Annotated in this window: 23 protein-coding genes; 10 read left to right on the top strand and 13 right to left on the bottom strand. The window is 65.2% G+C overall.

The window, feature by feature from the left end; all coding sequences use genetic code 11:
* Nucleotides 1–65 precede the first annotated feature (65 nt).
* The 4 genes from BJ963_RS17790 (at nucleotide 66) to BJ963_RS17775 (ending at nucleotide 4,153) form a co-directional block, all read left to right on the top strand.
* Entirely contained in the window at nucleotides 66–1,154 is a 1,089-nt protein-coding gene (locus tag BJ963_RS17790) for a hypothetical protein (protein ID WP_179457775.1), read from the top strand.
* Nucleotides 1,155–1,450: 296 nt separating this feature from the next.
* Nucleotides 1,451–2,011, top strand: coding sequence for a gluconokinase (locus tag BJ963_RS17785; protein ID WP_343037334.1), 561 nt, complete (start codon nucleotides 1,451–1,453; stop codon nucleotides 2,009–2,011).
* A gap of 3 nt (nucleotides 2,012–2,014) precedes the next feature.
* Complete coding sequence (locus BJ963_RS17780) at nucleotides 2,015–3,484, top strand: GntT/GntP/DsdX family permease (protein ID WP_179457773.1); 1,470 nt, start codon at nucleotides 2,015–2,017, stop codon at nucleotides 3,482–3,484.
* Between the two features lie 84 nt (nucleotides 3,485–3,568).
* On the top strand, nucleotides 3,569–4,153 hold the full coding sequence (locus BJ963_RS17775) for an SDR family oxidoreductase (RefSeq protein ID WP_179457772.1): 585 nt from the start codon (nucleotides 3,569–3,571) through the stop codon (nucleotides 4,151–4,153).
* 400 nt (nucleotides 4,154–4,553) lie between these two features.
* Here the strand turns inward: BJ963_RS17775 and BJ963_RS17770 are convergent, their stop codons facing one another.
* The 3 genes from BJ963_RS17770 to BJ963_RS17760 form a co-directional block, all read right to left on the bottom strand.
* The gene (locus BJ963_RS17770; protein ID WP_179457771.1) at nucleotides 4,554–4,976 is read right to left on the bottom strand and encodes a hypothetical protein; all 423 of its coding nucleotides are present in this window, start codon (nucleotides 4,974–4,976) and stop codon (nucleotides 4,554–4,556) included.
* A 142-nt stretch (nucleotides 4,977–5,118) separates the two neighbouring features.
* Nucleotides 5,119–5,511, bottom strand: a complete 393-nt coding sequence (locus tag BJ963_RS17765; RefSeq protein WP_179457770.1) for a RidA family protein — start codon at nucleotides 5,509–5,511, stop codon at nucleotides 5,119–5,121.
* 151 nt (nucleotides 5,512–5,662) lie between these two features.
* Entirely contained in the window at nucleotides 5,663–6,067 is a 405-nt protein-coding gene (locus BJ963_RS17760) for a hypothetical protein (protein ID WP_179457769.1), read from the bottom strand.
* Between the two features lie 498 nt (nucleotides 6,068–6,565).
* Between BJ963_RS17760 and BJ963_RS17755 the strand changes: the two genes are divergently transcribed.
* From BJ963_RS17755 to BJ963_RS19045, 4 genes are read left to right on the top strand one after another with little or no spacing between them, the layout of a single operon-like run.
* A complete protein-coding gene (locus tag BJ963_RS17755; RefSeq protein ID WP_179457768.1) occupies nucleotides 6,566–7,501 on the top strand; it encodes an ABC-three component system protein in 936 nt (311 codons plus the stop codon).
* Complete coding sequence (locus BJ963_RS17750; RefSeq protein ID WP_179457767.1) at nucleotides 7,498–7,746, top strand: ABC-three component system middle component 6; 249 nt, start codon at nucleotides 7,498–7,500, stop codon at nucleotides 7,744–7,746. The genes BJ963_RS17755 and BJ963_RS17750 overlap by 4 nt, the downstream gene beginning before the upstream one ends.
* Entirely contained in the window at nucleotides 7,746–8,585 is an 840-nt protein-coding gene (locus tag BJ963_RS19050; protein WP_218857121.1) for a hypothetical protein, read from the top strand. The genes BJ963_RS17750 and BJ963_RS19050 overlap by 1 nt, the downstream gene beginning before the upstream one ends.
* Before the next feature lie 3 nt (nucleotides 8,586–8,588).
* The gene (locus tag BJ963_RS19045) at nucleotides 8,589–9,485 is read left to right on the top strand and encodes an ABC-three component system protein (protein WP_343037333.1); all 897 of its coding nucleotides are present in this window, start codon (nucleotides 8,589–8,591) and stop codon (nucleotides 9,483–9,485) included.
* A 609-nt stretch (nucleotides 9,486–10,094) separates the two neighbouring features.
* On the opposite strand, the gene BJ963_RS17740 is transcribed toward BJ963_RS19045, so the two are convergent.
* From BJ963_RS17740 to BJ963_RS17705, 8 genes are all read right to left on the bottom strand, one after another.
* Nucleotides 10,095–11,423 (bottom strand): right-handed parallel beta-helix repeat-containing protein, encoded by a 1,329-nt coding sequence (locus tag BJ963_RS17740; protein WP_179457766.1) that lies wholly within the window; start codon nucleotides 11,421–11,423, stop codon nucleotides 10,095–10,097.
* The gene (locus BJ963_RS17735; protein ID WP_179457765.1) at nucleotides 11,420–12,358 is read right to left on the bottom strand and encodes a PfkB family carbohydrate kinase; all 939 of its coding nucleotides are present in this window, start codon (nucleotides 12,356–12,358) and stop codon (nucleotides 11,420–11,422) included. Before BJ963_RS17735 ends, BJ963_RS17740 begins: the two co-directional genes overlap by 4 nt.
* Entirely contained in the window at nucleotides 12,355–13,335 is a 981-nt protein-coding gene (locus BJ963_RS17730) for a glycoside hydrolase family protein (RefSeq protein ID WP_179457764.1), read from the bottom strand. Before BJ963_RS17730 ends, BJ963_RS17735 begins: the two co-directional genes overlap by 4 nt.
* 15 nt (nucleotides 13,336–13,350) lie before the next feature.
* Entirely contained in the window at nucleotides 13,351–14,391 is a 1,041-nt protein-coding gene (locus BJ963_RS17725; RefSeq protein ID WP_089914033.1) for a LacI family DNA-binding transcriptional regulator, read from the bottom strand.
* Between the two features lie 71 nt (nucleotides 14,392–14,462).
* Nucleotides 14,463–15,302, bottom strand: a complete 840-nt coding sequence (locus BJ963_RS17720; RefSeq protein WP_179457763.1) for a carbohydrate ABC transporter permease — start codon at nucleotides 15,300–15,302, stop codon at nucleotides 14,463–14,465.
* On the bottom strand, nucleotides 15,299–16,192 hold the full coding sequence (locus BJ963_RS17715; protein ID WP_179457762.1) for a carbohydrate ABC transporter permease: 894 nt from the start codon (nucleotides 16,190–16,192) through the stop codon (nucleotides 15,299–15,301). Before BJ963_RS17715 ends, BJ963_RS17720 begins: the two co-directional genes overlap by 4 nt.
* 59 nt (nucleotides 16,193–16,251) lie before the next feature.
* Entirely contained in the window at nucleotides 16,252–17,529 is a 1,278-nt protein-coding gene (locus tag BJ963_RS17710; protein ID WP_179457761.1) for an ABC transporter substrate-binding protein, read from the bottom strand.
* 216 nt (nucleotides 17,530–17,745) lie between these two features.
* Nucleotides 17,746–19,143 carry a flavin monoamine oxidase family protein gene (locus BJ963_RS17705; RefSeq protein WP_343037332.1) on the bottom strand — a complete coding sequence of 466 codons (1,398 nt, stop codon included), beginning with the start codon at nucleotides 19,141–19,143 and terminating at the stop codon, nucleotides 17,746–17,748.
* 90 nt (nucleotides 19,144–19,233) lie between these two features.
* On the opposite strand from BJ963_RS17705, the gene BJ963_RS17700 reads away from it, so the two are divergent.
* Nucleotides 19,234–20,982, top strand: coding sequence for an APC family permease (locus BJ963_RS17700; protein WP_179457759.1), 1,749 nt, complete (start codon nucleotides 19,234–19,236; stop codon nucleotides 20,980–20,982).
* Between the two features lie 175 nt (nucleotides 20,983–21,157).
* Nucleotides 21,158–21,754 carry a dihydrofolate reductase family protein gene (locus tag BJ963_RS17695; RefSeq protein WP_179457758.1) on the top strand — a complete coding sequence of 199 codons (597 nt, stop codon included), beginning with the start codon at nucleotides 21,158–21,160 and terminating at the stop codon, nucleotides 21,752–21,754.
* A gap of 30 nt (nucleotides 21,755–21,784) precedes the next feature.
* Here BJ963_RS17695 and BJ963_RS17690 read toward each other — a convergent pair whose 3' ends face one another.
* The gene (locus BJ963_RS17690; protein WP_179457757.1) at nucleotides 21,785–22,411 is read right to left on the bottom strand and encodes a response regulator; all 627 of its coding nucleotides are present in this window, start codon (nucleotides 22,409–22,411) and stop codon (nucleotides 21,785–21,787) included.
* Nucleotides 22,408–23,595, bottom strand: a complete 1,188-nt coding sequence (locus BJ963_RS17685; protein WP_179457756.1) for a sensor histidine kinase — start codon at nucleotides 23,593–23,595, stop codon at nucleotides 22,408–22,410. The genes BJ963_RS17690 and BJ963_RS17685 overlap by 4 nt, the downstream gene beginning before the upstream one ends.
* Nucleotides 23,596–23,648 lie beyond the last annotated feature (53 nt).

Raw genomic sequence — 23,648 nt, 5'->3', positions numbered from 1 at the left:
GGGGCGGTCAACGGTCACTTCTCGAGCGGTCAACTGCGTCCGTCCAGCTCCTCGTTGGATGCCTTGTGGTCATCATCGTCGAGTCGGCCGCACTCGGGCTCATATTCGGCGGTGCCGCAGCCGTGTCGCAGGCGATCTTGGGATGGTTGCTGATTGCATCGCTCATCGCAGTCGGCGCCTACTCCCTGATTTGGGATCTCGCGCTCCGTTTCCCGTCGTCAACAAGATTGCGCGACGCGCTCTACCCGGCCATTAGAAAGTGGGTCCGCTATGGAACCCTGCTATTCGCCGAGATTTCTGGGGCGTTCCACGGGATGATGCCGGGTGGCCGGCGGCTTCTTGCTCCCTCCAAAACGACGATCGCGAAGGTTGGGGGCTCATTCGTCGCCATCCTCTTCGGCGGTTTTCTGGTGATGAGCTACGGCGGAACAGGTACCGTCCTGCAGCTCGGGCGCGAGTTCGCACTGCTCTTCGCAGCGGTGATCCTTCTGAGTTGCACCCTGCCTGTGTTCGCCACCTGGTGCGCCCTGGCTCTCATATCTGATAAGCCAAATGTCTCCGCGAGCGTCAAAGCGGCCGCTGAGGCCGTCGGAATTGGCCTGTTGATCGGACTTCTTTGTGGGGTCGCGGGCTTCTGGCTCAACATGTTGCTCTTCGGTCGGCCGCTCCAGGACCCTTCTGTGTTCGCGTTCGACACCATCGTCGGAACATCGCTTTTCGGTTCAATGGTCGGCTTCGGCGTCGCGCACTTCCAGACCCTCCTTCAGAGCGCTCGTCTCGCCCGCAATCGGCTGAGCGGGTACTCAACCGCGACAGCGGTATCCATCGGTATCGCGTGGGTGACCACTGCCTGGGCCAGCCCGCGCCAGATCGCGGAGCGCTTACTGAGCGCCACAACGGCTGGAATCAGCTATCCGGAGAAGCTCGTGTCCGTGGAGGGCACGGATTGGCGGACGACGTTCCTCGTCGCCCATGACCAAATCATCGCTACCATCCCCCCAACCGACACGTTCCTGATCTTCTTTGCGGCCGCGGTGGTCGTAATCATGGGGACCGCACTCACTGTCGACGTGGTGGCGTTCATTCGCAACCGACGCCGTGAGGCGGTGCCGCAACTTCAACCGTTCGACCCGGCATACCAAGACAACGTTTGATGCATTGCGTCAGACAGCCGTGGTGGGCCGCTGGCCCACCGGGCCCAGCGGGTCCAGGCATTATGCCGCCTCCGGGTCACCCACGTGCGTGGCTCTAGGCGATGAGGCGACGCCGTGGATCATTCTCGGGGCCCACGCCAGCACATTCGAACCTCCACGGTTCGACAGACGCCGCATGACTGGTAAATACTGGACGAAATAGACCTTTTTGAGTCTGTCGTTCAGGAGGCGAAGTGCCAAGAAGTGGATACACGCCGGCAGGCCCAAAGTCAGAGACGCCGACACCACGACGAGTCATCGACGCGTCCAAAGAATCCAGACGGCGGGGCATTCCGCATTCGGTTGTCCTCGTCCTAATGGGCGTTTCCGGCTCCGGTAAGACAACGGTCGCCGAACTGTTGGCTCAACGACTGGGTTGGGCTTTCCAAGAAGGTGACGCCCTCCACCCGCGCGAGAACATCCTCAAGATGAGCTCCGGCCACCCGCTCAACGATGAGGACCGCGCCCCGTGGCTGAAGAAGGTAGCTGATTGGGCGGAAGTACAGCTCGACGGAGGTCAGAACGGAATCATCACCTGTTCCTGCCTGAAACGTGCATATCGGGAACTCGTCAACCGTCGAGGCGACGGCCTCATCTTCGTCTACCTCGCCGGAAGTCAGTCGATGATCGCCGAACGCCTACAAACCCGCAAAGGGCATTTCATGCCACCTGCGCTGCTGACCAGCCAATTTGCCGATCTAGAGGAACCAACCTCCGACGAGCCGGCGATCCGGATCGACATCGGACAGCCGTCCGAGCAGATCGTCGCGCAAGTTGTCGAGCAGCTCAATCTGACTCAGATGAACCAAGGGAGATAACCCATGACCGCACTTACAACCCACGGGGACGCGATCGTCCACCGCATAGCGACGGCGTCGACAACCGACCCGGCGCATCAACCGTGGACAAACCACGACACGCTCGTCCTGGTCGTCGCGGCAATCAGTATTGCAATCGTCGTCATCCTCATCGTGTGGCTGAAGATGCACGCCTTCCTCGCTCTGACTATCGGCGCGCTCTTCGTCGGCATCGGATCCGGCATCGCTCTGTCCAAAGTCACCCTCTCCTACGAGACCGGCGTCGGCGGCGTCCTCGGGTATGTCGGTGTACTCATCGCACTCGGCGCGATGCTGGGCAAGCTGCTCGCCGATTCCGGCGGGGCCGACAAAGTCGTCAGCACCCTCCTGCGAGGGAGAGCCGCGACGCTGCCGTGGAAGATGGCGTTGATCGCCGGAATCATCGGAATCCCGATGTTCTTCGAAATTGGACTCGTGCTGCTCATCCCCGTCGTAATGCTCGCGGTTTACCGTTCGAAGACACCGGCCATGAGGCTCGGGATCCCTGCCCTCGCTGGGCTGTCCGTCCTCCACGGCTTCCTGCCGCCGCACCCTGGTCCGCTTGCCGCCATCGGGATTCTGCACGCGAACGTCGGGATCACCCTCGCGTTCGGCCTCGTCGTCGCGGTTCCGACCGTCATCGTCGCAGGGCCCCTCTTCGGAAAACTCGCCGCACGCATGGTACCGATAGGGGCCGCAGGCGCCGGGCTCGCGGTCTCCGGCATCAACAGCCAGTCCCCATCGACCACGAACGGGGACGTGAAAGCGCAGGACCCAGACGCGACCCGCAGCCCAAGCTTCGCCTGGACAGTGACCACGTTGCTGACCCCTCTCGTCCTCATGCTGATCAAAGCCGGCGCAGACCTTTGGGTACCCACAAACGCTCCCATTCGCCCTGTCCTAGACTTCCTCGGCGACCCCGTCGTCGCACTGCTTATCGCGGTGCTGCTCGCCATGATCACGTTCGGGACCGCAGTCGGGTTCAGCGCCACCGTCCTCACCAAGAAGATCGGTCAGAGCCTGCTACCGATCGTCGGAGTGATGCTGATCGTCGGCGCCGGCGGTGGGTTCAAACAGATGCTCGTCGACGGCGGGGCTGGCACTGCGATCGCAAAAGTTGCGCTCGCGCTTGGCCTCTCCACCTTGCTGCTGGGATGGCTCGTTGCCGTGCTCATCCGGCTCGCCACCGGGTCAGCCACCGTTGCGACCGTCACCTCCGCGGGAATCATCGCTCCACTAGCCCACGGGCTCTCCCCCGCCCAGCTCGCACTCGTCGTCCTCGCCGTAGGCGCTGGATCGCTGTTCTTCTCCCACGTCAACGATGCCGGGTTCTGGCTCGTCAAGGAGTACTTCGGCCTGACCGTCGGACAGACAGTGAAGACCTGGTCGGTAATGGAGACCATCATCTCGGTGATGGGACTGCTACTGACGGTGCTCCTCTCCTTGGTGGTCTAACCCCGCGTCGTCACCCAGATAGTGCTGGAGGCGCCGGCAAGTGGCGCCTCCAGCTGTTCGAACTCCACGGACGAAGGAGAGACAATGTACAGAATTTTCCTCGCCGGAGCATCAGGAGTCATCGGCAGAAGCCTCACACCCCTGCTCGTCGGCGCCGGCCACACCGTCGGAGCAATGACCCGCAGTCCAGGCAAAGCGGCAGGGCTCGAACGGCTCGGAGCCGAACCGATCATCGTAGACGTCTTCGACATGCGAGAGCTTGTCGCCGTCGTCGACCGGTTCCAACCCGACATCATCATCAACGAGCTAACCGACCTACCCGATGACGCGACCCAACTGCCCGATCACGCCGGACGAAACGCCCGCATGCGTACGGAAGGTAACGGCAACCTCATTACCGCAGCCCGAATCACCGGCGTAGACCAGTTCCTCGCGCAGAGCGTCGCGTGGAAGTTTCCCGCGGGAGCCAACCGGTACGGAGTCACCGTCCTCGAGCGCACCGTCCTGGAATTCGGCGGCGTAGTCCTGCGGTACGGCCAGCTATACGGTCCCGGCACCTTCTACGAGAGCGACCTTCCCGCCCGACCTCGAGTCAGCGTTCAACGGGCTGCCGAGCGAACAGCTGAACTGCTTGAACATGCGTCGGGTGTTGTCGTCATTACGGACTAGTCGGAGCGACGGACGTTAGGTGTTGTCCCACCGTCGGACCATCCTGGTGCGCTGTCGCTTGTAAGAAATCCCAGTGGTGATTGGTAAGAGTTGATCTGCTCCTTTTCAGGGCGCCAATGCCTGTGGTCTGGACGACCCCTTGCGCGCGTTGGGATAAGTGGGACCCGGACGAGGCCGCCGGAAGGGAAGAGGATTTCACCCCCATTGCCGCCTACGAGCGCCGCAATAGCCGTGCGCCTCACGTCGGTGCCCGCTCTTCTGGGCGCACTCTAGGCAGAGTTTCCAGCCCATGCGTCTCAAACGCGAGCATGTGACATCCGGGGCCAGTCGGTGCGCAGCGACGATTCGCCCTCAGGCAGCCACAGGCGCTTGCGCTATGTCAGCCACCGCCAAGGAGTTCTTACTTGGCGCGTTGTCTCAGCTGCTCTACCCGTGTCTCAAGAGCGTCGATCGGGACTACCCACCATCGTCCCTGTACGTCCCACAGCGTGTCGAGGTCATCCTGGAGCTCGTTCGCATACTGGTACTCGAACGTCGCGGTGAGCCAGCCAAATTCGCGGTCGACGATGTCGTACATCTTCCCAAAACCTGGAAGCGACTTCAGAGTCAGCGGTACGCCGTAGGCTTTCGCAGCGAACAGCGTCCGTTCGTTATCATCATCGAGTTCCTTGCCCAGGATGATCGCGTCGACACCCTCGACGCTGTCGACGACCCAGCGAAGTAGAGTCGCGGCAGCCGTGTGAGCGGCAGTAACGCGCTCACGATGGTAACGGGCGACGACTTCATCGAAGCTGGCCGACGTCAAGGTCTCATGCTTGTCCATATTGGGGTAAATGCGACGACCGAGCCCCGCCGCGACGAGCCCTTGGGCAACATCATGAACGATCCGAAACGTCAGAAGAGCAAGAAGCCCCTGCCGCAAGTGGCGACAAGGGCTTCGCCCTCCGAACGAGGACAGCCTCTTCCTACTCCTCCGGCATGCGCGCCGCGACGACCTCAAGCGCGACAAGGAATTCGGGACGTTCGAGCCCCGCCACCACAGTCACGGTCGACGCCGGCCTGTGCGTGATGTAACGGGTCCGCACAGCGAGCGCGGGCGCGATGTCGGACTGGTGCGTAAGCAGGTGACGCACCGAAACGATGTCCGTCACGGTGGCACCGGCCGCTTCCAGGATCTTGGTGACGTTCTCCCACGCCTGTTCCGCCTGACCGGTGACGTCAGCGGATACCTCCCCGTCCAGGTCGATTCCGGCCGTCGCCGAAACGAGGATCTGCTCATAACCGGCGGCGATTACGACCGCATCCGCGTAGTGGCCGATCTGGGTAGCGATTCCCTGGTCGATGGTCTGCAGGCTCATAAATTCACTCCGAACTTTTCAAATCACGATGTCACGGGGACTGCTTTGCCCCCACCCGTTAGTTCCCTTGCGTGCTCGAACCATACGAGTAGCCCGGGAATCTGATCGCAACCCATAAACGGCTCGAAGCAGATGTTCGCGGAACGCCAGCTCACAGGCCCCAGTAGAGGACTTCATCAACCCTCTCCTTCGCCTGTTCGAGGCTGGAATCACGTACAACGGGCACCGTCGCCCGGCGCTCTGAGATGCGGATAAAAAGGCCGGGTGAGATAAGAACATCGACGGGACGCGAATCGAATCGAAGGGCCACGAAGTCGCCCCCAGAACGCACCGCCGCCACAATCGCATCCCGAGTGAATTCGAGCTCATTCGCCAACGCGTACTGAGTCCGGTTCACCGTGACGACGTAACGCGACGCCGCTGACTCCAAGCCTCGGCTGCTCATCTGCGACCTTCCTTCTTTGCCGCCCAGGGTGAACGAGGCGGCCGGGAAACTGCGCGAGCACCCGGCCACCTCGGCTGCGGCCGCATCACCACGGCACAACGGCGCCTCCACGACCGCATGAGGAACGGCCGGCGACACAGCCCCATAGAGGGCGCCGTCATCAACGACAGCGGAGCTTCGCAAACCCGCACACCGCTATCGCCCGTGGAACGATGCGTCCACGCTTAGATAGCGGCACGGCAGACGTCGGACTTACCGATGGGAGACAATTCGATTTAGTCGCCCCCAGCGAGGGCGCCCGCATTCCAGCCAATTCATTCAAGCGCCAGATGACTGGTGAGCCGTCGACTAGTAGCGAGAGCTGAGTCTAATGCGAGGTTCGTCACAACGCCCTACGGGTTCTGGGGGGCATCTAACTTGCGCCCGGCTACACAGAGCAGCGCTCTGACCCTTGGTCGTGGAGCGGCTACCGGGCGCCGGCCGCAGCCGCGGGTTAGATGTGCCGGTTGCTTGACTCTCACCGACGCGCCTGCTTCGCCTAGAGACTCTCAATGAGACTGACCGTTATCCTTTAGCCTTATCGACAGGGCACACGGGAGGGAGCCCAAGTTGGACTTCTACGAGCGCCTGTCAATGCGCGGCGTGCTCTGGACGCGGCTTCACGACCTGCACGGGAACGCATTCCAGACGTTCTTCCACGACTTGATGACGCTCTGCGTCCCAGGTTTTGTGGATGTGCGTACTCACGGCAACCTAGGCGATCTCGCCAGTGACGGGCTCGACCTGCATGACGGCAAGTTGTACGCCTGCTACGCCCCCGAAACCGTTGATGCCGCCGCGACGATCCAGAAGTTCAAGTCCGACCTCGCAGGAGCGATCAAGAAGCGCTCGGGACAGTTCACCACCTTTGTGTTCGTTCACAACGACGTGCGCGGGGTACATCCCGAGATTTCCGCCGCGTTGGCTGAGGCACGAGCAGCACACCCGTATCTCTCCTTCGAGGTTATGGGAATGCGGCACTTCCGTGACCTCCTCGGCAAGCAAGATAGCCAAGACGTCGAGACGTTGCTGAAGAGCCCGTTACCGATGCAGCACGCGGTTTCTGTGGGGTTGCAAGAAATGGAGGAACTGCTCGCCGACCTGGCGTCTACGCGCGTGACCGACGCGTCCGCTCCGGATATCGAAAAGGTGTCATCCCACAAACTGCGCTATAGCGAACTCACCGATCTGAGCCAGGCAGAACTTCGCGACGGTCTGCGCCACTCAAAGCTGATCTCGAATTACTACGAACAACGCATCGACATTACAGAGCGTGACGACGTCGCCGCCCGATTCCACGCTGAGTACCTCGCCGCCGTCAACGACGGACTCGACGCCGAGGATGTGCTGTTGCGGTTGAGGGAGTTCCTCGCAGGTAACCGCTTGCCGTCGGCGCCGAGCTACCGGGCGCAGACAGCCGTCCTTGCGTACTTTTTCGAGAGCTGTGACATCTTTGAGAACGCCCCACCTGGGTGGGAGCCCGGTGTTCCGGTGATCGCGTCGTGATTACCCCCACAAAGGGCATCGCTCCGCAGCGTGCGCTGCTCACAGTCGGAGCGCAGATCTCCATGATTCTCACTGAGCCAATGACCGTAAGCCAAGCATGGACGGCTTTGAAGGCATGGCGTGCCCGACACGAGAACGATGCCGTGCTGCCGTTCTCCTGGTTTGTACTTGCCCTCGACGTGCTCTTCGCGCTCGGTGCGATCCACCTCGAGGACGGAATCCTCTACCGGAAGCAGGTGGGCTGATGCTGCGACAGGTCGGATCCAGCGACGAGCGATTCAAGACGATAATTTTCAAGCCGGGGCGCAACATCCTGATCGCGGATAAGACCGAGCGCTCAAGTGGCACGGACAGCCGCAACGGCGCAGGGAAGTCCTCACTCATAGAGATCCTGCACTTCCTCCTCGGCATGCGTACACTCACGGGTTCTGTCCTGGTGAATCCGGCACTTCAACCCGATACATTCTCTCTGCGACTCGACTGGCCCCGCGTCCCGGAGGGGGTGATCGCCAGTCGGTCCCTCAGCAAACGAAGCCGAGTCGCGTTGGAGCCGAACGTGGCTGCGGGAACAACATTCGTACTGACCACCGGGGAATCCACGATCCCTGAGTGGCTGAACGTCATCGGAATTGACTTGTTTGGGTTTCCGCCTGAGCACCCCGGTATCAGCGCGCGCGCACTTCTCGGACTGTACATCCGCCGCGTTAGCCAGCACGGCATGGACGACCCGGTCAAGACCTTCCCCACCCAGTCAATCGCTGAAGCCACTACCAATACCGCCTACCTTCTTGGCTTGGACTGGCGCCTCGCTGCCGCGTACCAGGAGCTCGCCAGCCGTGAGTCGTTACGCAAGAAGCTAAAGGCTGCCACTAAAGACCCGGCCTTCGGCCTCGTGATCGGAACCGTGTCTGAGCTGCGCGGCCAGGTCGCAGCCACCACAGTCCGCGTACAACGACTTGAAGAGCAGGTTGCTGGGTTCCGAGTAGTTCCCGAGTACGAGCGGCTGCAGGCACGCGCTGACGAGGTGGACGCCCGGATTCGTCGCACTCGGGCCGAGGACGCAGCCGACCGTCGCAACCTTTAAGACCTGCAGGACGCACTCCGAGACGAACGCGAACCAGACGCTGACTACCTACGTCGCGCCTATCACGAGATCGGCATTGTCCTGCCTGATGCCGTCCTCCGTCGTTACGAAGACGTGGAGTCCTTTCACGATTCTGTCCTGACGAACAGACGCGCATATCTCGAGGAGGAAATCGCGAGCACCGTGGCTAGACTCGACGCCCGCCAGACGGAACGCGACCTGCTTGGCGAAGAGCAGGCGGCTCTCCTCCGGGCCTTGCACGATGGCGGGGCGCTGGACGCGTTCACGGCACTGCAGGACCAGCTCTCCCGTGCTCGCTCCGACCTGCAGACAATCACTACCCGATTTGAGACTGCCAAGCAGCTCGAGGCGACCCAGGCCGAGATCAAGTATGAGCGGAGCCGGCTTCAGCAGGCAATCAGCAGAGATCTCGTCGAAAGAGAGCAACACATCGCCGAGATCAACATACTGTTCCAGCGGTTTGCGACCGCCCTTTACGGGCCGGGAAGAGACGCTTACGTAGACATCGCCGCGCTAGACACAAGCCTGCGCATCTCGCCGCACATCGGCGGAGAGAACAGTCAGGGCATTGGCAAGATGGTCACCTTCTGCTTTGACCTCACCTGCGCTGTGCTTGCTCACCGCAGCGGTCGAGGCCCCGACTTCCTTGTCCACGACAGCCACCTGTTCGACGGCGTTGATGAACGCCAAGTCGCTGAGGCGCTCAATCTCGCAGCGGCCGTCGCTGCTGAGGAGGGCCTGCAGTACATCGTGACGATGAACAGTGATGATCTCGCCAAGGCCGAGCAGTACGACTTTGCTCTGAGCGATGATGTGATCGAACCCCGTCTTACCGATGCCTTCACGGACGGTGGGCTGTTCGGCTTCCACTTCGAATAAGGGTGCAGCGCGGTTGCCTCGTTCAGGACTGGATCCCCGCACGTTTTACTACGCCATGTGTTGCGCTAATCGCGGCTTCTGCTCTCACGTGAGGCTACCGCGGATGCCAACCATGCCGACTACCTGTTATGCCACCGCCGGGCACCGACCGAGATAGCTTCCAGCGACGCAAACGTTGCGGGATTCGCTGATTCACATAAATAGGTTCTCATCAGGCCAAACACCTCGTCGAGTCTGAACCGACAGATTCCTGTCATCTTTTCTGACATGAGGAGGGGCCGCTACTTTCGCCAGAACCCAGTGAATCATTGGTCGCAATTGCACGAGATTAGTCATCCAGCCCTGGACCTATCAGACATTTCCGGCTCGCACGGGCCGAGCCACCCCGATCGTCACCGGTGGCATTTCTCGCTCGTGACCGGCTCAAACTTTCCGCCCGTCGGCCGGTGGGCACCGAAGGACGGCGTTCCGCGTTCCGCGCCCTCCACTCCTGGCGAATCGATCGGCACGTCCGCGTGTCGGCGTGTCGTCGTACGCCCATCCCCGACGGAGCGAGATGACCGGCGTCGCCGTCTCCGGCGAGTGCCGGAGACGGGCCGGCGCCCGGGATCAACCGATCGTCGGCGTCGGCCGGAAGGCGTTGGCGGCAGCGTCCAGGATGGTCTGAGCGGTCGTGCCGGAATCGAGGACGGTGTTCGCCGTCGAGCCCTCCTCCACCAGGACCGTGACGACATCGAGGGGCTGCGTCGCGGCCGTTGTGAGCAGCGCGTCGACCTGGGCGTCGAACGCCGAGTCCCCGGACGTCGCGCGCGCGTCCAGCGCGACCATGTGGTTGCTGGCGAGGTAGTTGCCGGTCCCCGACGAGAGGCGCACGATGACGGGGGTGGCCCCGCGTGGACGGAGCTTCGCCGAGTCCACCACCTCCGAGAAGTGGTTTCCGATCACCGAGTTGTTGCTGCCGTCGATGACCAGGAGCCCGAAGAGGTCGTCCCGTCCGTTGTCCACGTCGAGGAACGGCGCCCACGGTTCGCGATCGCGCAGCAGGTGATTGGACGCGATGAGGTTCTCGGAAGCGTTGTCTTCGAGGATCAGCATGCCCGGATAGAACGAGTGCAGACGGTTGTTCGTGACGCTGGAGCGCGTGACGCTTCTCAGGTGGACGCTGCTCGCGCCGCGCGGGAACACGTTGTTGGCCGTGATCAGGAGGCCGCCATGGTTCTCGGCGTAGATCGAGTGACCCGCGGGCCCGGCGCCGATCAGGTTGTCGGTCACCTTGGACGCCTGGCCCCAGCCGCGCAGCTCGATGCAGCTGCCGCTCTCGGCGATGAAGTTGTCATGGATCGAGAGCGCGTCGGCGTTGTAGACGGTGAGCGCATGTTCGAGGTACACGAATCCCATGCCGGTGAAGCGGAAGGAATCGTTCGCGCTCGCGACGTAGATGCCCGTCTTTCCATTGACATAGGTGTTCTCGGGATGAAGACCGGAGCCGTCGGCGACGAAGTGGAGGCCGTCGATGCAGAAATTCGAGAACTCGACGGAGCTGATCCGGGGGCTTCCGGTCCGCTTCACCAAGAAGGCGGCGCCAGTGGACGGGTCTCCGCCGGCGTCCGCCGCGATGTCGACCAGGATGCGGCTTCCTCCCGGCCAGAGCTCGTGGAGATCCGGCCACTGGTCCTCCGGGACATTGAACCGGATGCTCGACGACGTGAAGCCGTGACCCGACCCTTCGATCCGGAGGAAGCTGACGTCGATCAGCACCTGGGTGCGAAGACGGTAGTCCCCCGGCGGAATGGAGATCACCGCTCCCGGCTTGCCGCCGTCCCGATGATCGGAGACGTCCTGATGCTGCTTCACGTCCGCGATGATGCTGTTGATCACCTCGCCGATGTCTTCTGCGGCGTCGCCGACAGGCCAGGTGGTCACGTCGTAACGGGTCATGCGTGGCAGGTGTCCTTCCCATGATCTGCCGGCGACGGCGAGCGCACGTCGCTCAGGGAGGGCAGGTCGGCACCGGTCCGCGAGACGGTGATGGCCGCCGCCCGCGCGGCGCGTGTGCCCACCGCGAAGAGCCGGCTCTCCGTGATGGGCTGACCGTCCCATCCGCCGTCCTCGACGGCGAGGGCCCAGATCAGAGCCGCCATGAACGAGTCACCGGCACCCACGGTGTCGGCCACCGCGACGGCGACGGGCGGGATGTGCACGCGATGCGCTCCGCTTCCCAGCAGCGCCCCTCTGCTCCCCTGCGTGACGCCGACGACGGCCACCCCGCTGTCGATGAGCAGGTCGACGACAGACTCGATGGACGTACCCGGGAACAGGAAGTCCGCGTCCTCGTCGCTGAGCTTGGTCAGATGACTCGCGCGCGCCAGCGCCATGACGTCTTCCCGGGAGCGTTCCGGGTCGGCGATCAGCGACGGCCGGATGTTCGGATCGAAGCTGATGAGCGCGCCCGCCGCGCGTCCGCGCCGCACGATGTCCCGCGTGACATCCGATCCGGGCTCGAGGAATGCTCCGAGAGAACCGGTGTGGATGATGGCCGGGCTTCGCAGGTCATCGAGGCTCCGCGGATCCCAGCCGAGAGCGAAACGGTAGGTGGCCGACCCGTCGGCTCCGATGGTGGCGACAGCTCGGGAGGTCGGATGCGCGGTGATCGACTCGGGTGTGACTCCCACGCCTGAGTCGGCCAGATGCCGGCGGATGAGTGCTCCGTCATCGTCATCTCCGATCGCCGTGTGCAGACGTGTGACCACGTCCAGTCTCGCGAGCCCGAGGGCGACGTTGGCCGGCGACCCGCCGGAGTACCGGTTGACCGTGGAGGCTGCGACGACTTCGTCGATGAGGGCTTCGCCGACGACGAGGGCTCCGGCGTTCACGAGCCGACTCGCAGCTGCTCTGCGGGGATCGCCGAGCTCCCCTGGAGGGTCAGTCGCCCTTCGACCCACCGGACGGGGAGCGGGTCGGAGATCTCGCCGATCCAGCCGCCGTTGTCGTCGTCGTTGTGGAAAGCCAGGAACTGCCAGGCCCCAGCGCGGTCTTGAACGAGACGGCCGACATAGAGCGCTTCGTCGGTGAGCCGGTAGGACTGCGCGGTGTCGAACGGCCCGGTGAGCGAATCGGCGGGGAACGCCCAGACTCCCCCGACGGGATCGTGGGCTCGCCGTTCGCGGGAGAGTTCGGAGCCGAGGCACGAGAAGAGGCCGACGGGCCGGCCCTCGACGTCGATCGTCTGGACGACCTCGAGGTGGCCGAAGCCGGCGCCGGGCTGCGAGAGCGGGGGCTGCACCGTCCAGGTCGTCAGGTCGGGAGATACAGCGTGACCGATGACACCGCGGTCGTCGGGGTCTCCGTGATTGGCGCGTGCCGTGATGAGCATGTGCCAGGTGTCGTCGTGCCGGAACACCCACGGGTCTCTCCACGCCTGGTCCGGCCACTCGCGTGTTTCCGCGGTCTCGTACCAGCGGGGGTCGGGCTCGAGAACCTGACGTCCTTTTTCGCGGCGCCAGGTGAACAGGTCGTCCGACACGACGGAGCTGATGCGCTGGGTGAGTCCGCCTTCGCTGCGGCTGACCGCGGTGTAGAACATCCGCCAGGTTCCGTCGTCCTGGCGGACGACCGAACCGGTCCACGTCGCGAGGTCGTCGAACGCGGGCGCGTCGTCGGGAATGACGGCGTCCTGCTGTTCCGTCCACGAGACGAGGTCCGGGGAGGTGGCGTGCCCGATGGTGGCGCGCCAGTGCCGGCGGTCGGGGTCCTGGAGCGCGCGGGAAGCCTTCAGGAAGAAGAGGTGGTAGCGGTCGCCGTCGTCGGCGATCCAGAAATCCCACACCCAGGAGGCGGCGAGACGAAGCATGTGTGCGGATACCTTTCAGTCGGCGCGTGGCGGAGCGACGGACCCGCGGATGACCAGCGGGCAGTCGAGCAGTGTCGGCTTGTCGGCGAGCAGGCGGTGTTCGGCCTCGCCGTGAAGGAGATGGACGAGGGTCTCAACGGCCCACACGCCCATCTCGTAGTGCGGGAGGGCGACCGTGGTGAGGCCGGGGAACAGATTCGCGGCGATGAGCTCCTGGTTGTCGAAGCCGACGATCGAGAGATCGCGGGGAATCGCCAGCCCCAGCTCGGCGGCGGCACGGTAGGCGCCCATCGCCATCCGGTCGTTGTAGCAGAACAGTGCTGTCGGCCGGTCGCTGCGGCTGAGCATCTCGCGTGCGAGTTCGTAGCCGGGGAGGGTTTCCGATGGCGCAGAGGCGGTCAGCGTCGCATCGAAGCGGATGCCGTGGTCATCCAGCACCTGCCGGTACCCGGCGAATCGCAGGTGGGTTGCTGGCACATCGTCGTCGTTGTTGAGGAAGCCGATGCGGGTGTGTCCGGCGTCGACGAGGTGGCTGACGGCCGCGACAGCGCCGCCCACCTCGTCCGGGACGACGGCGGGGACGATGCCGGCACGATCCGTCGCGTCGATGAGGACGGCGGGAAGCGCTTGGAGGTTCGGCGGGAGCGACACCTCCCGGTGGTACATCGTCGCGTACAGCACAGCGTCCACCTGCCGGTCGAGCAGTGCCTGCACGTCGTCTCTGTGGGAGTTGCCGCTCGACTCTCGCTCGGTGTTGATGATGACCAGCGTGAGGTCGTGCTCCCGCGCTGCCTCCTGAGCACCGAGGATGATCCGTCCGGCGTGCGGTGTGGTGGCGATCTCCTCGCTCAGCAGCCCGATGAGGCCCGACCGGTTCGTCCGCAGTGCTTGCGCCGCCCGGTTGGGTCCATAGCCGAGAGTCTTCGCCGCGTGCCGGACCCGCTCACGGGTCTCCTCGGCGACTCGTGTGTGCGGCGTCTCGTTCAGCACATGCGACACCGTGGTGACGGACACCCCCGCCAATTCCGCCACGTCGCGAATGCTCGCGCTCTTCACTGACACGGTTCTTCCTTCCCCCTCGAGGTCATCACCGACCGATCGGCGCTCGTCCGTACCACGGCCCCGCCTCAGCCCTTCACCGCACCGAGGGTGAGCCCGGCGACGATGTGCCGCTGCAGCAGCAGAGTGAGCAGGATGACGGGGATGGAGTAGAGGACGGCGAGCGCCGTCATGGATCCCCAGTCGAGTCCGAACTGCGTCTGGAAGTTCGCGATGACGATCGGCGTCGTCTGCGACCGTACCGCCGTCAGCAGCAGGGCGAACAAGAACTCGTTCCAGCTGGCGAGGAACGCGAAGATCGCCGTGACCGCGACGCCGCCGGCGGTGACGGGGATGACGACCCGCCAGAGCGCGCCGAGCCGGCTGTTCCCGTCGATCTTCGCGGCCTCCTCGAGTTCGGCGGGCACCGCCTCGAAGAAACTGGACATGAGCCAGATCGACAGCGGGAGCGAGATCGTGGTGTGGGCGATCGCCAACGCGAGCGAGGTGTCCGAGATCCCGAGGGTGCGGAAGATCGAGATCATCGGCACGCCGATCACGATCGGCGGCACCATCCGGGCGACCAGTGCGAGCACGATGAAGATCCGGCCCGTCCTGGTCCGGAACCGGGTCACCGCGTAGGCGGCCGGGATCGCGAGGACCAGCGAGATGAGGGTGCTCAGGACGGCCGTGATGATGCTGTTGATGAACGACGCGAGAACGCCATCCCTCGTGAGCGCTGAGACGTAGTTCTCCACGGTCCACACGCTCGGCAGCAGTTTCGGCGGGACGGAGATGGTCTCGAGCGGGGTCTTGAACGAGGTGAACAGCATGTACAGGAAGGGGAACCCGTACAGCACGACGACCGCGATCAGGATCAGCCAGAGCAGAACGCGGGAGCTGAGGCGGCGCGCCTCCAGTCCGTTCATCGTTCGGTCTCGCTTCCCGGCCGCCAGATGGTGAGGATCGCGAAGAGGGCGACGGCGAGCATCGCGATCAGGTAGATCGTCCCCATCGCGCTGGCGAGTCCGGGATCGCCGAAGCGGACCATCGTCCGGTAGATCAGCAGCGAGAGGGTCTCCGTGCTCTGCTGCGGTCCGCCGTTGGTCTGGATGACGATGACGTCGAAGGCGCGGGCCGCGTCGATACCGCGGACGATCAGCGCGACGGCGATGACCGGTCGCAGCAGCGGGACGATGATGCGGAACAGGATGGTCGGGTACCGGGCGCCGTCGAGCCGTGCGGCCTCGATCACGTCGCCGGGGATGTTCTGCAGGCCGGCGAAGAGCACAAGGGTGATGAACGACGTGGTGAGCCAGATGTCGGGGATGGCGACGGAGAACAGCGCGATGTTCGGATCGCTCAGCCATTGGATCTGGTCGCTCGACTGGATGATCCCGACGGACTTCAGAATCTCGTTGACGATCCCGAAGTTGTCGATGAGGAGGAACCGCCAGAGCAGACCGGCCACGATGGGGGCGATCATCAGGGGGTACAGGAAGATCGTGCGGAACACGCGTGAGGAGTTGCCGAGCGACGTGAACAGCAGCGCTACGAGGAGACCGAGGACGAACTCGAACGTCACCACGATCACCGTGTAGAGGATGGTCCGCCACACAGCATTGGTGAAGTCCGAGCTGGTCAGCGCCGCGACGTAGTTGGCGAACCCGACGAACTCGCGGGGCCCTCCGGCGATCGGACTGATCCTGAAGAAGCTGTCGCCGACGAACTGGAGCAGCGGCCACCCGATGAAGATGGCGAGGAACAGGCCGGCGGGCAACATCAACAGGGCGGCGAAGCGCCGGTCGGCGGTGCGCATGGATCGTTGACGAGGAGAGCGGAGCGGGCGGCCGGTGCGGCCGCCCACTCGCTGCTCCATCACTTGACTAGCGATTGGACCTGCTCCTTTGCTGCGTTCAGCAGCGCCTGCTTGTCCGCGCCGGGCTGCAACGACTTCTGGATCATCGGGACGAGCACGGTGTCCACGATCTGCTGCCACTTGGGCGTCGCCGGCCGCGGGATGGTGGCCTTGGCGTCCAGGGTCTCCACCAGCGGCTTGTAGTTCTCGTAGCCGGGCTGGTCCTGGTACTTCTCGAAGGCCGACTTCCGCGCGACGAGGCCGAGCGAGGTCTTCGCGCTCAGCTCGTTGTGCTCGTAGGCGAACTTCACGAAGTCCAGTCCCTGCTGCTGCTTCTTGCTCGCCTTGGCGACCGACAGGTACCAGGCGCCGGGGACGCCCGCGATACCGCCGGGTCCGGCGATCATCGGCGCGACGCCGACCTTGCCGTATACCGAGGCGTCCTTCGGAATCTGCCGGTAGGCGTGGGCCCAGAAGCGCATCATGGCCGTCTTGCCCTGGTTGAACAGGTTCTGCGCACCGGCCCAGTCGAGCTGGGCGGAGCCGGCGGGCGCGTACTTCTGCAGGCCGGTGTAGAAGTCGAGGGCCTTCAGGCTGTTCTCATCACCGAGGGAGATCTCGCTGCCCGAGTTGTTCAGCACCATCGTCTTCTCGCCGGTCTGCGACAGCGTCGCCAGGTACTCCGTCTCGACGGCGCCCTTCACGTCCGTTCCGTACAGGCCCTTATCGGGCTGGGTGAAGAACTCGGCGGCATCCTGGTACTGCTGCCAGGTGGTCGGCGGCACCAGGTCGTACCCGTACGTGGTCTTGAATGCGGCCTTGTTCGCCGCGTCGTCGAACAGGTCCTTCCGGTAGTAGAGGATCTCCGAGTTGGTCCACACGGGCATGCCCGCGTAGGTGCCGTCGACGTTCGCCTCCTTCACCAGGGCGGGGAAGAGGTCGCTCTTCACCTCGGGGGTGAACAGCTTGTCGAGGGGCGTGACGGCATCCTTGAAGGCGGGAAGCCAGATGGAGTCGAGCGCGGCGACGTCGAACGAGACGGACCCCGAGGTGAACTCGCTGTTGAGACGGTTGTAGAGCCCGTCGTAGGGAAGCTCCACGAAGGTCACCGTGGTGCCGGTGTCCTTCTTGTAGAGGTCGGCGATCGGCTGAAGCTCGGCGTGGCCGCCGGCCTCGACGAGGACGGTGATGGACGCGTCGGACGAGGAACTGTCCCCGCCGCCGACGCCGCACCCGGCAAGGGTGAGCGCAACCGCGGTGCCGAGTGCTGCGGCTGCCGCGAACTTCTTACGAAGCATCGTTACTCCGAATCTGCTGTGCAGCAGGTGGCTGCATGGATGAGGGTATCTGGTGCCAAGACGTTTTGGCAAAACGTCTTGGCACGACGATAAGGACGCGCGGCTTCCGAGGTCAACTGCCAAACGGTGCCAAAATGCCAAAACTTGCCAAACGCACGCCAGCACGTCCCGTCGTCTCGGAGTGCCGGCAGCAGGAGGTGCGGAGGCTCGTTCCGGTCAGGCGGATCGACTGCTCGTCGCCCCACCACTCAGGATTCGCGATGCGGCACGGCGCCCCGACTCGAAGGCCGCGGTGACGGTCGCGGGATCGTCCATCCAGGTCGCCTCTCCTGCGATGTGCAGCACCCCGCCCCCGACCGGCGTCGCGAGGTCCTCGTGATCCCTCCGCCGCGCACCGACCGGCAGGTAGGCGTACGAGCCGCGCGAATACGGATCCAGCTGCCAGCGCGTCACCACGGTTCCCGACGGATCCGGCGCCGCGACCCCGAAGACCTCGCGAAGTGAGGCCATCACCGACGCCGTGACCTGATCCTCGGACCACAGAGCAGTCTGTGCCGCGCATTCCGCCGCGGCGAATGTCAGCAGGGTCGGCGTCTCGTCGCGACCGCTGATGTCGTACCAGGAGTGCCACCAGTGCGCTGCCGGGCCCTGCCGCCGGACGGCGTACACGCCACCAGGCCAGAATCGTCGCGGGAAGCGGAGCACCACTTTCTCGAAACGGTTCATCTCCAGCCGGCCGATCGCGCCCGCGATCGGCTCCGGAAGCGGCGGGTCGAAGACGATCCCGCGCGACTTCAACACACCGATGGGCACGGTGACGATGACATGATCCGCCGACACCACCGAGTTGCCCGTCGTCACCTCTGCACCCCGATCCGACCAGGAGACGCGTGACACAGGGCAGCCGAGCCGGATGTCGAGCGCTTCGGCGAGCGCTCGAGGGAGCTGGTCGTAGCCGTTGGGAAACACGACCTCGTCGCCTTCGATGGAGTCATCATCCAGCCCGTGCACGTCCAGGTCGTCCGCCGAGACACCATACTGCTCTTCGGCTCGATGCCTCAGGAACTCGCGCACCCGCTGCTCGCGTTCGTGCGTCCACGACAGCGCCGCCAGGGCCCGGTCGACCGCCGTCGCGTACGGGATGCCCGTGCCCAGCTCCGCGATCACACGCTCCAGCCGGCCCGACGCCGTCGACACGTCGGAGACGAAGTCGTCGACCTCCCCCGCGGTCAGCCGCGCGCCCTCCGGCGAGAAGTAGGCGATCGGTCGTCCGCCGGGCTGATAGCTCCCGACGGTGAACTCGCGCGTCGCGATGCCGTGCCGCTGCACCGCATCCCACACGGGGTTGTCCGTGATGCCGTGGATCCACGACGCGCCGAGGTCGAGGGCCGTTCCGTACCGCCGGTCCGTCCACACGCGCCCGCCGATGCGTTCCCGCGCTTCGAGAACGGTGACACTCCGGCCGGCCGACCGGAGCATCTCGGCCGCGGCGAGCCCGGCGACACCCGCACCAACGACGACGACATCCATCCGCTCGGCACTCATACCGTCATTCTCCTCACGGACTCCGGAGAATTCATCCGCCGATCGGCTGCTCGCGACGACTCCGCGCAGGAGGGAGGCCTTTGGTCCCGCCCCGACGTGCAGAGGAGGTGCGACACTGTCGCGTGCGCGGGTGATCCAGCATCGACGGGCGGAGGTCGAATGAGCGGCGCATCGACGAGTTCGGGCACGTCGCCGGACAAGGGTCTCAAGGGTGGGGCGCTGGGCCTGCTCTCCAGCGTCGTCGTGGGTGTGGCCTCGACGGCGCCGGCGTACAGCCTGGCGGCCAGCCTGGGATTCATCGTGGTCGGCGGGACGCTCGCCGCAGGTGTCAAGGCACCCGGGATCGTGCTCCTGGCCTTCGTCCCGATGTACCTCATCGCGGTGGCGTATCAGGAGCTGAACAAAGCAGAGCCCGACTGCGGCACGACCTTCACCTGGGCCACGCGCGCGTTCGGACCGATCACCGGGTGGATGGGCGGCTGGGGCATCATCGTCGCCGACGTCATCGTCATGGCGAACCTGGCGCAGATCGCAGGACAATACTCCTACACCTTCATCGGCGGTTTCGGGCTGCCAGGCGTCGCGGCGTTGGCGAACAACGACCTCGCCGTCACGATCGCCGGCCTCGTATGGATCGCGGTGATGACGTGGATCTGTTACCGCGGCATCGAAGTGTCTGCCCGGGTGCAGTACGTGCTGCTCGGCTTCGAGGTCGTCATCCTCATCTTCTTCGCCGCGTTCGCGCTGGTGAAGGTCTACAGCGGCAACGCCGAGCCCTACTCGCTGATTCCGCAGTGGTCATGGTTCAACCCCTTCACCCTCGACTTCGGCCAGACGATCGCGCCGGCCTTGCTGACGGCGATCTTCATCTACTGGGGCTGGGACACCGCGGTATCGGTGAACGAGGAGACGCGCGACCCGGGAAAGACGCCAGGGCGCGCGGCCATCATCTCCACACTGCTGCTCCTCGGCACGTACGCCATCGTCACGGTCGCGGCCGTCGCGTTCGCAGGGGTCGGGACGAAGGGCATCGGTCTGAGCAATCCGGACAACTCCTCTGACGTCTTCTCGGCGATCGGTCCGACACTGTTCGGCGGCGGCCCGGTCGGCACGATCCTGATGACGCTGCTCGGCTTCTCGATTCTGACCTCGGCCTCCGCGTCCACGCAGACCACGATCCTCCCGACCGCTCGGACGGCGTTGTCGATGGCCGTGTACAAGGCGATCCCGGAGCGGTTCGCACGCATCCATCCCCGCTTCCTCACTCCCACCTGGTCCACGATCGGGATGGGTCTGGTGTCCGCGTTGTTCTATCTGGTCTTCACGGCGATCAGCGTGTCCCTCCTCAACGCCTTGATCGGCTCGATCGGGCTGATGATCGCCTTCTACTACGGGCTCACCGGATTCGCGTGCGTCTGGTTCTACCGCCGCACCATCTTCACCAGCTTCCGCCACGCCATCATGCGCGGGCTGTTCCCGCTGGCGGGCGGGCTGATGCTCCTGGCGGTCTTCGTCTACGGTGTCTACAACTTTTCGCAGCCCGACTGGCTCACCGACGCGAACGGCAAGAATGTCACCATCTTCGGCATCGGCGCGGAGGCGGTCGTGGGAGTCGGCGGCCTGCTCGTCGGCGTGGTGCTCCTGATCGTCTGGCGCCTCATCCGTCCTGACTTCTTCCGGGGACGGACCCTGCCCCGACGCTCCGACGACCTGGTCCTCTCCCCTGAGGGAACCGAGGCCGTGTTCGGACTCCCGGACTCGCGCATGCCGGCGACCGTGATCGCGCCCGACTTCTCCAATCTGCCGCCCGGCGAGCGGCCCGTGAACGCCGAGACCCTCGAACCCGTCGAGGAGCCGGCCGAGCTTCCACCCTCCGACCCGGATCTGCCCCGCGAGCCGCGGGACTGACATTCCCCCTGTCCGGGGCTCTGGATCGCTCACGCGGGGGCGGGGGCGCAACCGCCTCGCCGGAGGGTGATCCGTCGCGTCGGTGCTGTACCTGTTCGTCGGTGACGAATGGTGTCGAAATCGGCGGCAGGCGTTCGTTGCACGGGTGAAGAGCACATCCAGAGAGGAACACATCATGAAGCTCACGATCAGCCTGCAGGTCACCCTCGACGGCGTCGCCCAGGCGAACGGCGGGAACAACGAGGAGATGGACCCCGGGTTCACGCGCGGCGGGTGGGCACTCCCGCTCAACGACAGCGAGGCCGTACAGGACATCCTCGACATGTGGCGGCGCCCCGACGCCTTCCTGCTCGGACGGAAGACCTACAGGCTGTTCGAGACGTACTGGGGCGCGCGCAGCGACGACGGCGGGTTCGGCGAGGCGATCAGCTCGCGTCCGAAGTACCTGGTCTCCAGCACCGTCACCGCGCCGACCTGGGAGGGAACGACCGTGATCTCGGGCGATGTCGCCGCCCGCGTCCGCGAGCTGAAGGCTCGGGAGGAGGGCGAACTGCTCGTGGTGGGGAGCGTGGCGCTCGCGCGGTGGCTGCTCGAGAACGAGCTCGTCGACGAGCTGAACCTCCTCCAGTTCCCGGTGATCGTCGGCGAGGGCGAGCGCTGGCTCCCGCAGCGCGGCCTCGACTTCGCGCTGGACCTCACCGGAACCCGCGTGTTCCCGACGGGCATCGTCTCGCTCACCTACCGCATCGGCGGTCGGCCCCAGTACGCCTGACCAGCACCGTGGACGGGAGAGGCCGCCGCCTCAGCGCAGGATGCCGCGCTCGCGCGCCGCGGACACCGCCGCCGTGCGGGAGGCGACGCCGAGCTTCGTGAAGATGTGCGCCAGGTGCGACTTGACCGTCGTCTCGCTGATGAACAGGGAGGCGGCGACCTCGCTGTTCGACCGGCCGGCCGCCACCAGCTGCAGCACGTCGATCTCGCGGGAGCTGAGGCTCACCCGCGGGGCGCGGAGCCGGTTCAGCAGGCGCGTCGCGATGACCGGCGCCAGCGCGCTCTCCCCCGCCGCGGCCGCCCGCACCGCGGCGGTGAGCTCGTGCGGAGGGGCGTCCTTGAGGAGGTAGCCGCTCGCCCCCGCCTCGACCGCTCCGAGGATGTCGGAATCGGAGTCGTAGTTGGTCAGGATGAGCACGTACGGGGGCGCGTCCAAGGCGCGGATGCGGCGGGTGGCGTCCGCGCCGGTGGCGTTCTCGTTCGCGCCGAACTGCAGGTCCATCAGCACCACGTCCGGGTTCTCGCGCTCGGCCGCCTCCACCGCGGCATCCGGCGTCCCGGCCTCCGCGACGACCTCGAAGTCGTCCTCCAGCGAGAACAGGGCGACGAGTCCCGCGCGCACGATCGGGTGATCGTCGGCGACGACCAGCCGGATCACGACGCCACCACGGGCGAGAGGGTCACCACGAGCGTGGTCCCCCGGCCCGGCGCCGAGCGGAGGTCGAGCGTTCCCCCCAGCTGCTGGACGCGCTCCCGCGTCGCCCGGAGGCCGAACGAGTCCGACCGGCCGGCCTGGTCCGACGGGACCGCGGACGGATCGAACCCGTCGCCGTCGTCCTCCACGGTGAACGACAACGCGTCGCCCTCCACCTCGAGCGTGATGGTGGCGGTGGATGCGTTGGCATGCTGGAGCACGTTGGCGATCGCTCCCTGCGCGATCCGCAGCAGGGCGGTCTGCAGGTGCATCGGAAGAGCGGCCGTGTCGGACACCCGCACCCGCACCTCCAGACCCTGCGTCGACCACTGCGTCTCGGCCAGTCTCCGCAGCGCCCCGCCCAGCCCCTGGTCGTCGAGGACCGGTGGCGTGAGCTCCTGGATGAAACGGCGCGCGTCGGCCAGATTCGACGCCGCGGTCTCCCGCGCCAGCCGGATGTGCTCGATGCCGGGCCGGTCGGAATCGGCGCGTTCGGCGGCGTAGAGGAGCAGCTGGATGCTCGACAGCCCCTGCGCTAGGGTGTCGTGGATCTCCCTGGCCAGTCGCGCGCGCTCCGCGAGTACGCCGGACTCGTGCTCGGTGGCCGCCAGCTGTCCCCGCGTGCGGAGCAGCTCCGACATCAGCGCCTCGCGCTCGACGGCCTCCCGCGCGATGGCCTGATACCCCAGGCCGATGAGGAGGGCGACGCCCGCGCCGACGAGCGGACCCACCACGCCGCCGACCGTCCAGCCGCCATGGAGGCCGAGCGCGCAGATGGCCACGACGGTCGAGGCGAGGATGGCCAGCGGGCCCCACGTCCGGCCGAGCAAGTGCAAGTAGAGGAAGAACAGCGGGAAGACGAGGTAGGCGGCCTCGGGGATGAGCCAGAGCAGCGCCATCCACTCGAGCGTCAGCAGGGCGAGCCAGGCGACCGCCGGAGCCTTCGATGCTGTGCGTCCCCGGCGCGCCAGGAACGCTCCGGCCAGGTAGGTCGCCGCCAGCACGACGCAGAGGACGATCACGGCGCCGCTCGCGGGCGTCGGCGACAGGAGGGCGCGGGCCACGACGAGGGCCGTCAGGGCGAGGAAGAGCACGTGCAGACCGGTGCGCAGGCCCACGAAGACCGGGGTCAATGCGGTATGCGCCATGGGCTGAAGACTACGCGGCGAGCGCCGGGTGGTTCATCGTCCGAAAGGACGAA

This window comes from Leifsonia soli (assembly GCF_013408745.1).
Classification (GTDB): domain Bacteria; phylum Actinomycetota; class Actinomycetes; order Actinomycetales; family Microbacteriaceae; genus Leifsonia; species Leifsonia soli.
The sequence above is the reverse complement of the archived record's forward strand: the minus strand, read 5'-3'. Positions and strand labels throughout refer to the sequence as shown.